The organism is Burkholderia sp. SRS-W-2-2016 (assembly GCF_001931485.1).
Lineage (GTDB): Bacteria > Pseudomonadota > Gammaproteobacteria > Burkholderiales > Burkholderiaceae > Paraburkholderia.
Map to the genome: position 1 here is coordinate 77,920 of NZ_MSDV01000001.1, position 8,359 is coordinate 86,278.

Here is an 8,359-nt window from a genome sequence, read left to right on the forward strand (position 1 = left end):
ACATAGATGGCGGTGGTCCTCGTCTCGCGGCGCGTTGCAACCTCCGCCATGTCAGAGCTCGACTATAGCGCCGCGCTGAATTGCTGCTGGTCGAGAGAAATGGTCGCAATGATGGACTCAAACTCCACCATCAAATCCGGATGATGCTGGGCAACGTACTGACGTGCCGCTTCATTTTCGAGGAGTTTGGCGAGATACCCTTTGGCGAGCACCAGATTGAGCACGTCCTGGCCGTAATTCTGCTCGACCAACTTGTATTGACCTTGGAGATTACTCATTTCGCGCTCCATTTTCGCCATCTGCTCCGGGCTGACGCCGGTCAGTTTGCGTGGCTTCTTACCCTCCACCAGAAGCGCTGCTGGCGTAGCAACCAGCAATGCCTCCGCGTAGGCAACGGACACATTGTTCGCAGCCACCATCAGCTCTACGCATTCAACTTGCCGCGTCGGTTTCATTTTGCGGATAGCGCGAACGAGCTCAGCCGAAAACTGCCGGTCGCCGAGAAGTTCGGCCGCTTCCGGGCACACGCCATCGAGGAGCGACATCTTCTTCATGATTTGGGATACGTCGACGGAAAGAGCTTTCGCCAACCGCTCGGGCGATACGCCTCTCTCAATTACGCGCCGTATCATGTAGTGCTCCTGGATTGTCGACAGGCGATTGACACGGTTGTTATAGGTGTAGCTTTCGTCGTCGGTCGCGACAAGGCAGGCGGCACGCTCATGCTTCAGGTCCTGGATGGCGAGCAAGCGCAGATGGCCATCCAGAAGAACATGTTGCCCGGAAGACTGGTCCGCGGCCATTACAGAAAGCGGTTCAATGAGGCCCACCTCCTCGATTGAGGTTCTTATCTGCTTGTATTTGCGTGATTCGACCACGGGCGCAGGTATTCTGCGCGATGGCAAGATGCTGCAGACCGGCACCGATAGCGGCTCGGGAATGAATCCAAGGGTGACTCCAGTCATGTGGCACTCCCGCTTGGCCAAACGCGCTCGGCAAGGTACTTCGGCAGGCTGGCCAGTCCCTCCGCGCGTAAGAGGTTGATGAAGTTCTCATCAGAAAACAGCTGCCTCAATGCACCGACGACAAACAACAACCGCTGTTGTGCGAATTCGGCCTTTCTGACCATGGATTTCTGACGTTCTACTTCTCGCTCGTACGTTCGCACGAGGCTAGATGTCGTGACGGCGGCAGACTTGCTGGTCATATTGTGTGCGGTGCTTCGTCCGAGTGCCTTTCTTCGCTCAATGACACGACGGGCGCTCATCAGTTGCTTGCCCCGCAATTTTCCCGATTCGTACGCCTCCTGGAGCGCGGCCTGTATTTGGGTATCGTCGTCGCCGGCTCCGACAATGATGAGGGCGGCATTCAGGGGAACGAGGCCTTTCTCCACCGCAACAACAAGTCTTTCTTCACCCTGATGCAGCAGCGTGAGGATGCCGTGAACATAGGTCGCCGTGAGCCCTGTCTTTTCGGCGATGACCTTTGGCGCATATCCCTGTTCCTGCAATTGCCGAATGCCAGCGAGCCGTTCGAGAGGGCGACACTGCCTGCGCGCGATGTTTTCAGTCAGACTCATGACGAACGCGTCCTCGTCGCTCACACTGACCACAAGCGCGGGGATAGTCGCCTCTCCAAGCGAGCGGAACGCCTTTAATCGGCCTTCGCCGCACACGAGCAGATATTTTTCTACGCCGCTGGCCGTTGCTCGCGGCGTGACGACGATAGGCTTTTTGAGACCGATGGTCTTGATGTTGTCGACGATTTCCTTGAAGACGCGACCGTTCCGCTCTCGCGCATTGAGAACTTCAATCTGGGAGACCGGGACCATCCGGATTTCTCCGGTCTGCTGCTGCGTATTCACGCTACTCTCCTGAGACGGGCGCGTTCGGCCATGCCATAGAGGTAGTCCAGCGTATCGAAGCGATAGCTCTCAAACTCGATGGGATTCTGGTCCGCCAGATGAATGCGAGGCTGACAAAAATCCAGATGTGGCAACAGGTAGTAGTCCAGCGTCGATTCGTTGGTCTGGTCGAGGCGCACGGCAACCGTGATGTCCGGCAGAAGACTGGTATCGAAGCGCACCTTCCAGTGATTGCGACCACTGTCATGTGCCTGACAACGGGCGAGTACGATGCAGGCTGTGAACTCCTCGTTGACCGTCAGCAGGTCGGTTGCGGGGTCGCGTATCACTGTGCCACCCAAATCCGCGATTTTCGTTTCGGTTTGTGAGACGATTTGCGGATGGAGTTGCCGCAGGAAGCGGTTGGTTTCGATGTAACGGTAATCCCGGCCGGGTGTAAAACCAACGGTCTGATACGCGCGAATCAGACTGCCAAAACGGTAAACGTAGACTGACGTGGATGGCATGCCATCGGTTTCATCAATCACGACACCAGAAAGAAATCCTCGACTCCGGTACAGGCCGCGCAGCCTCTCGATTAATTCCTCGTTTGAATAGCGACGCGCACGGGCTCTCATGATGCCCTGAGCCGTGTAGAACGTCTCGCTCGGAACAATTGCCTGAAATGCACCTTCTTTTCGAATCCACATATCAGGTGTGTTGGTCACACGCATCTTCTTCAGCTTGAACGACACACGGTTGTACACGTTATTGCCGATGTATTTCTCGTTGGTCAACACCTCGCGTACCGTGGCTCGTGTCCATTCCCGGTCGAGGTCAGTCCGAACGCGCATACCGTTCAGACGCGCGGCGATTTCGTATTCGTCGAGCGACTCATCGATAAACCAGTCGTAGATGAGGTTGACCGTTCGCACCTCGCTTTCCGGCCCCGGCATGAGAATCACCCGGTCCGTCTGGAGGCTTTTATGTTCGCCGCGGTGCAATTCTGCTTTCATAAGGCCATGGTCATCGACCAACACGCGCCGCAATCCATAGCCTGCCGGCCCTCCTTGCCGGAACCCCATTTCAATCAAGCGGCACTGGCCTGCGAACACCTTAGCCGACAGTTCCCGGCTGTATTCGCCAGCCATGGCCCGCTTGACGCCTTTGACGATAGTCGAGACCGGTGAGCCGTCGTTCTCAAACTGCTCGGCGCAGTACGCGACCTGAATGCCGGCGCGGCGGCAGATGTACTCGTAGTACGCGCTCTCGTCAGCATCCTGGAATCGCCCCCATCGACTCACGTCGTAAACAAGGATGACGCAAAAGTCAGCATTGCCATTGGCGACATCAGCGATGAGATTTTGAAGCGCCTGACGGCCGTCAATCCGTAGCCCGCTCTTACCCTCATCGGCATACGTACGGACAATTTGGAATCCGCGACGGGCAGCGTAGTCTCGAATCCGGTCGCGCTGATTTTCGGTGGAATACTGCTGGTGTTCGGTCGACATGCGTACGTATTCCGCTGCGCGCCCGGCAGAAGAACTGGCGTCGACCGGCGCATCCGCGCTATTGAATGACATGCTCCACCCCGCAACTCAGACACCGACAGGCCGCACGCATCGGACGCAAATGGACGCCCAATGCGAACCATCGAATGGTCGCGGTTGAAAGCGAGCGGCGACAAGGCAAAGGTAGCAGGCTCGAAACCGATGTGTATCAAGTCATCTATTTGCAATCACGTCGGCGGCGCGGTCGGCTCAGACAGTACGGCGATGTGAACGGTCCACGCGTCCATTTTTGCAACGCCGGCGTCAGCCGCGCGAGACAGCAGGTAGAAGCCAGAGTCCAGCGGCCGGGGAAGCTTGATGACGTCCATATTTGCAATTGCGCTGGAGGCCCGCCGCGCATTGCGCAATCGCTGCATACTGCGGTTGCGCTCGCAATACGCCGGATGCGCACCCCGATATTCACGCCAGTAGCGCGAGTGGCCCGCGCGCCATTTCGCCTGGGCGCGAGCCTGGTTGTCGCGATAGTCACTGTCGTTACGGAGCCGGTTGCTCTGCCAGTCGCGTCGCCGGGCGCGCTGACAAGCCTCCGAGGAGCAATATCGTTGGCGGGGGACATGCGGCAGCGGCGCAAACGCGTTGCCGCAGGCAAGACAAAAGCGGGTCGATTTCATGGGCCCCTCCAGGTCAGGTTGCGACGGGCGCACGCAGAGGTTCCGACCTGTCACGGCGGACTCTGGTGTGTTAGAGACATACATTTTTCGGACAGACTTGCCGGCGAATCACACACTTTTCGGACAGGTCACAGCCGTCGGTGCTTGGAATCGCACATGTTTCGGTCGGCCCGAAGTCATTGGTCAGCAGGAATCCGCGCACATACGGAAGCGCCGGGTAGATGTGACCCAATTCGCGCCGAAGTCAGAACGCGCATCGCGCAACCGCGGCTACGCTAGTAACACTGGCGGGCAAATAGCGGCGGCGGCGCGAACGCGTTGCCGCGAGCAAGGCAGAGGCGGGTCGATTTCAAGGGGCTCTCTAGGTCGCAGTGCAACGGGCGCATGCGGCCGTCTCGACCCGCCGGCGAAATCACTGGCGTGGGAACGGATGGAGAAGGGGCATCCGTGCGCATCCAGCGGATTCCCATCACTGGCGAAAATCGCTAGAATTTCCTTACTTCAAGCGCAGTTTTTCGAAAAACGCGCGCGTGCGCGACCGCCGTCTGCCGACGGGAGAGCTCGTTTCTGGGGCTTCGAGCACAACGCATTTGACGTGGCCCGGGTTTGAATTTCTCGGATTATGCGTCCGCTTTTCTCACGTTATGCGTTCGCACTGGCTGGAGCGCCTTCTCTGGCAAGGGCCAGTTTCTCGGGATATGCGACCGTCTACAGTGGGTGTAGTGTCGAGTGTCACCATTTGCGAATATTTCGCCACAATTGACGAAAAATGCGGCCACAAATAGTGAAATTTTGCGAAATATCGCAAGATGACTCTCGGCGAAAGCCTAAGGCATCGCGTTTTAGATATAAAAAATCTATCGGCAGGGTTTTGCGTGTGGCGACAACGATTTCACAATCAAGCGACACGCGACAGGGGAGCCGAGGACGATCGTCGAAGCAATTAAGAGGTCATACTCCGGGAGGCACACCCTCTTAGCTCACGAGGCCTTTGAAGTGTCGCAAGCTAAGAATACTGAAATTCGACTAGCTATAAGCTTTGGGAATACAAAAACGCCTGCTAGTTATGCATATTGATTGCCCTTTGGTGTCTCTTTGTCGGATCGGAATTGATGGGACATCTCGGTAATGCCAGTAGAACGGAAACCGTAGTTTCACCAAGTTGACGAACCCCTGCGATATTGTGTGCAACGATGAGCCTTCGTGAGTTCACGCCTCGCATTTGCTACCGATCCGACGACGGCAACGTAGTTGACGACTTCTAGGTGTATTCGAAGATGCGGAAGGCAATCTCGTTTCTTTTACAGGTTCGCAGAATGAGACGGAAGGGGGATTCGTCGACAACTTCGAGTCTATTGACGTTTATTGGTCGTGGGAGGACCCGCATGGCCGTGCGCGTTCCAAGGCCGCGGACTTTGACCGCTTGTGGAACGGGGCAAATTCCGATCTGGGGCTCGAGATTCTGGATTTCACAGACGTAGCCAAGGAGTTGCTGCAGAAATACACGCCAGTATCTCCTCCCAGCCTCGATCCAGAGCAATTGGCTTGGCGCTCGCCACGTGAGAAGGCTTCCAGACGTCCTGGCTTGCCCGTCAATCTAAAGCTACGTTCGTATCAGCTAGACGCAATTCGTAACTGGGTGGCTGCCCAAGGGAGAGGAATTCTCCAGATGGCGACAGGCGTTGGTAAAACGATCACAGCGCTGGCGGCAGCCGTGAAGCTGTCAGAACAGCTTGGGCTACAAGCATTAATCGTGATCTGCCCATATCGACATTTGGTGCAGCAATGGAGTCGTGAGGCTGAGAGCCGTGGCCATCCTGGATGACTCGGAGGCCATCCGAGAAGTCGCGAGATAACGTAGAAAATCGCGTGCGTTTGAACAGAACCCGGGTTCGCTGGTGTCCAGCATGTCTAGCCGGTGCGTTCTATGTGGACTCGCGCGTCGTCTTCACGGGCACAGCCAACGCGGCAAACCTTCATCCACATGAGCAAGCGCGATGCTTTCCTCCGGGGTCATCTGCCGACCAGCAATGGTGTAATTCCGATCCAGCGCGATCGTGATCTTCCCGACTCTGTAGTCGACGCTAAATAAAACCCGTTGGCCTGGAAGAAATCCCGCGTGTTCTAGCAGTGAGTCAACAACCGGCATCCACGGAAATGCGACGCGCCGGCGCTGTTCCTCTGGGCTTTCCGTGTCGTTAGCCTGCTTCAGTTCAACAGAAACACTTGCGTGTTGTTCTCTGCTAACGCGACGCGGTTTAAGATTGGCCTTAGCCATAGTCAACTCCTGGTATGAGTTGGTTGTGGTCAGCGGGCGGTGAGTGTTGGCGCACTCATCGCCCGCGCTTCGTTTACCTCTTGGTTCTCCTGTTACCTACATTCGTCGAGACCTGCGGTTCCGAGCTTCCATAGCAGCAGCGCTGCCTAGTACAGCTGGCGTCCTCGCTCTTGCAAATCAGCGCGGCAAGCACATTGCGCACAACCATCCGCTGCTGCACCGGCATCCGCGCCACAGTTTGAAACCTTCGTCGCCACGGTTCATTACCAGATTGGCTGACACCGAATTCCTTTCGCAACAAAGCCCAACGTCTGCGAAATTGCACGTCAAAAACATGGGCGCGAATCAATAAGATACCACCGTGGGTATCGCAAAAAGCCCTATTTAAAGGGCTTAAATCGATGTTTTCACTCAAAACTTTGCCGGCCGCCACAGTGCGAAGTCACGCCGCAAAAACAGCCCCAATCACCCATCACCCACCCCAAGTTATCCACATCCCCCTCTGAATAACTCCTGTAAAACAGCCCCAACAAATTGTGGGCGAAACCTGAACAAACCGGGCACGTATACCGGCCGCCAAAAACTTCTCCCAGGCTCCGCCCCTCTGTCCGCTCACGTTCCCAAGGGTTATCGATTCGGCAGCCTGTTGATCCGTAAACGAACTTCGAAGTTATCCACAGGCAACAGGGCGCCTTGTTAACTATTACTACGTATACGTATACAAAGAATATAAAAACCAGAGGCAGCGTTAACATCCCGCGCAACGTATACGCACACACCGCATCAAGCAACGAACCAAGCACCCAAGAAAAAGCGAGCAAGCGCCCGCGTTAACCCAACGGCAAACAAATCTCCGTAACCAGCTCCGCAGGCGCCGTTTCCTTCGGATTATTCAAATACTCTTCAAACGCCGGCGCATCCGCTGCCTCCCGTCCGGACTGCACGAGCCACGTCCCATACAGCCACTCATAAGCCGCCCGCATATCGCTATACGGCCCGACGTGCCGCAACACCGCATACTCCCCACCCTGTATACGCGTCACCGAAACCCCATCGCGAGCGTTAACCGCGACAGCCGACCGAACCTCATCCATCACCCGCCCCGGCAACAACACCGCCGCCTTCGACCTCAACTTTTGCTCTTCGACCACCCCCGGATCATCGAAGAACAGCCCGATCATCCGCACCTGCCCAGCCAGCAGATTGTGTTTGCCGAGCCACCCGAACAACGCATCGAAGGCCTTGCCGATCTGCATATAAGGCCCGACATGATCGACCGACACCACCTCCATCGGCTCTACAGAACGAATCGTCACTTCACGCATCATCGACATTTGATCGTCTCCTGAAAGCGCCGGCCGGAACCGGCTATGCGTGCCTTGTCGGCGATACTGCGCCGGCGGCACTCCGTATACCGTGCGAAACGTCCGCGAAAAAGACTGCAAACTGCTGTAGCCCGAGCGCTCGGCGATCTCGCCAATCGGCATCGAACTATTCGCGAGATGCCCCGCCGCGCGATGCAGCCGTAAACGCCGCACCGTCGTCGCGATCGTCTCGCCATACATCGCCTGATAAATCCGGTGCCAGTGATACGGCGACAGACACGCAATCTCCGCCAGCCGCTCAATGTCGAGCGGATCGTCCAGATGATCGTAAATATGGTCGAGCACGCGAGCGAGCCGCGTTTCGTAGCGTTGCCGATGAGCCGATTCGTTCATGACTGGACCGATAAAAATGGGCGATTGAGCATGCAAACAAAGTAGCACGCCCGAGCAGCGCCGCCGTTTACCAAATCCTGCGAACTTCCGGAGCCGGCCGACCGTCAGCAAACCAAACTAATTAAGCATCCGCTGATGCAGCGAGTACGCGCAGTCCTCACAACGCGAACTCATCGAATCCAGGCAGGCGCAGCCCCGGCGCACCGTAAACCGACACACCGGTAAACCGGCAAAAACCGCAACCAGCCGCAGCAATCAACCGCCGCAACCGCCCGCACCCAGCACCCAGCATCGACCACCCAGCGTTAACCCACCCACACAACAAACCCCCAAAACCC

General features: G+C 56.7%; 8 protein-coding genes. 1 reads left to right on the forward strand and 7 read right to left on the reverse strand.

Going from position 1 to position 8,359, the window contains the following annotated elements; genetic code table 11:
- Positions 1–62 precede the first annotated feature (62 nt).
- The 4 genes from BTH42_RS00320 to BTH42_RS00335 form a co-directional block, all read right to left on the reverse strand.
- On the reverse strand, positions 63–965 hold the full coding sequence (locus BTH42_RS00320; protein ID WP_075294732.1) for a plasmid partitioning protein RepB C-terminal domain-containing protein: 903 nt from the start codon (positions 963–965) through the stop codon (positions 63–65).
- Complete coding sequence (locus BTH42_RS00325; RefSeq protein ID WP_372237234.1) at positions 962–1,831, reverse strand: ParB/RepB/Spo0J family partition protein; 870 nt, start codon at positions 1,829–1,831, stop codon at positions 962–964. The genes BTH42_RS00320 and BTH42_RS00325 overlap by 4 nt, the downstream gene beginning before the upstream one ends.
- A 29-nt stretch (positions 1,832–1,860) precedes the next feature.
- Positions 1,861–3,426, reverse strand: coding sequence for a recombinase family protein (locus BTH42_RS00330; protein ID WP_075294734.1), 1,566 nt, complete (start codon positions 3,424–3,426; stop codon positions 1,861–1,863).
- A 155-nt stretch (positions 3,427–3,581) separates the two neighbouring features.
- The gene (locus BTH42_RS00335; RefSeq protein ID WP_075294735.1) at positions 3,582–4,025 is read right to left on the reverse strand and encodes a hypothetical protein; all 444 of its coding nucleotides are present in this window, start codon (positions 4,023–4,025) and stop codon (positions 3,582–3,584) included.
- 1,585 nt (positions 4,026–5,610) lie between these two features.
- Between BTH42_RS00335 and BTH42_RS36405 the strand changes: the two genes are divergently transcribed.
- The gene (locus BTH42_RS36405) at positions 5,611–5,850 is read left to right on the forward strand and encodes a DEAD/DEAH box helicase family protein (protein ID WP_075294736.1); all 240 of its coding nucleotides are present in this window, start codon (positions 5,611–5,613) and stop codon (positions 5,848–5,850) included.
- A gap of 123 nt (positions 5,851–5,973) precedes the next feature.
- Here BTH42_RS36405 and BTH42_RS34580 read toward each other — a convergent pair whose 3' ends face one another.
- From BTH42_RS34580 to BTH42_RS35775, 3 genes are all read right to left on the reverse strand, one after another.
- The gene (locus BTH42_RS34580; RefSeq protein ID WP_143751939.1) at positions 5,974–6,303 is read right to left on the reverse strand and encodes a hypothetical protein; all 330 of its coding nucleotides are present in this window, start codon (positions 6,301–6,303) and stop codon (positions 5,974–5,976) included.
- Positions 6,304–7,133: 830 nt separating this feature from the next.
- The gene (locus BTH42_RS00345; protein ID WP_075294737.1) at positions 7,134–8,021 is read right to left on the reverse strand and encodes a GyrI-like domain-containing protein; all 888 of its coding nucleotides are present in this window, start codon (positions 8,019–8,021) and stop codon (positions 7,134–7,136) included.
- Between the two features lie 157 nt (positions 8,022–8,178).
- On the reverse strand, positions 8,179–8,359 hold a 181-nt coding region (locus BTH42_RS35775), incomplete at its 5' end, for a hypothetical protein (RefSeq protein ID WP_218641987.1).

Coding starts and splice junctions, on each gene's coding strand:
- BTH42_RS00330 (WP_075294734.1), bottom strand. CDS start 3,426: ATGTCATTCAATAGCGCGGATGCGCCGGTCGACGCCAGTTCTTCTGCC.
- BTH42_RS00320 (WP_075294732.1), bottom strand. CDS start 965: ATGACTGGAGTCACCCTTGGATTCATTCCCGAGCCGCTATCGGTGCCG.
- BTH42_RS00325 (WP_372237234.1), bottom strand. CDS start 1,831: ATGGTCCCGGTCTCCCAGATTGAAGTTCTCAATGCGCGAGAGCGGAAC.
- BTH42_RS34580 (WP_143751939.1), bottom strand. CDS start 6,303: ATGGCTAAGGCCAATCTTAAACCGCGTCGCGTTAGCAGAGAACAACAC.
- BTH42_RS00335 (WP_075294735.1), bottom strand. CDS start 4,025: ATGAAATCGACCCGCTTTTGTCTTGCCTGCGGCAACGCGTTTGCGCCG.
- BTH42_RS00345 (WP_075294737.1), bottom strand. CDS start 8,021: ATGAACGAATCGGCTCATCGGCAACGCTACGAAACGCGGCTCGCTCGC.